Source organism: Paraburkholderia madseniana (genome assembly GCF_009690905.1).
In the GTDB taxonomy this organism is placed as follows: Bacteria; Pseudomonadota; Gammaproteobacteria; order Burkholderiales; family Burkholderiaceae; genus Paraburkholderia; species Paraburkholderia madseniana.
Genome location: NZ_VOSW01000319.1, coordinates 1 through 574, shown reverse-complemented (window position 1 = coordinate 574; position 574 = coordinate 1). Strand labels below are relative to the sequence as shown.

General features: G+C 54.5%; 1 pseudogene. It reads left to right on the top strand.

What is annotated here, in order from left to right:
* Positions 1-128: 128 nt before the first annotated feature.
* Positions 129-455, top strand: a pseudogene (locus tag FSO04_RS46020) (reverse transcriptase domain-containing protein); the annotation flags it as partial.
* Positions 456-574: the final 119 nt, after the last annotated feature.

Here is a 574-nt window from a genome sequence, read left to right as displayed (position 1 = left end):
AGCGTCGTGGTCGTGACAGGCGACCCGCCGCCCGACCGTGGACAACCCGCGATTCAACCTTATCGGGAGGTGCCACACCGCATTAGACTCAACTGCAAATCTATCCGTCGAACCGGGTCAACCTCAGCAGGTCAATGCAGGCGTTATGGAAGCTCGCGTTGGAGCCCATTGCGGAGAGCTTGGCGGATCCAAACTCGTACGGGTTTCGGCCCAAACGTTCGACTGCCGACGCCATTGAATATTGTTTTACCACGCTGGCTAAGCGCAAGTCACCAGAGTGGGTTTTAGAGGGAGACATCCGTGGCTGTTTCGATAATTTTAGCCATGACTGGATCCTCAAACATATACCGATGGACAAGGTGGTCCTGCGGCGATGGCTTAAGGCCGGATTTATCGATAAAGGAACCCTGTTTGCGACCGAGGCGGGAACTCCGCAAGGGGGCATCCTTACGCCTCGTACAATGTTGCATACTTTTCACTCCGTCGTCTGAATCATTCGGATTTTCGCTGGCGAGAGCCCCCGGCTGTGGATCGATCCTGAACACAACGACGATTTCATCCTTGTGGATTTCGA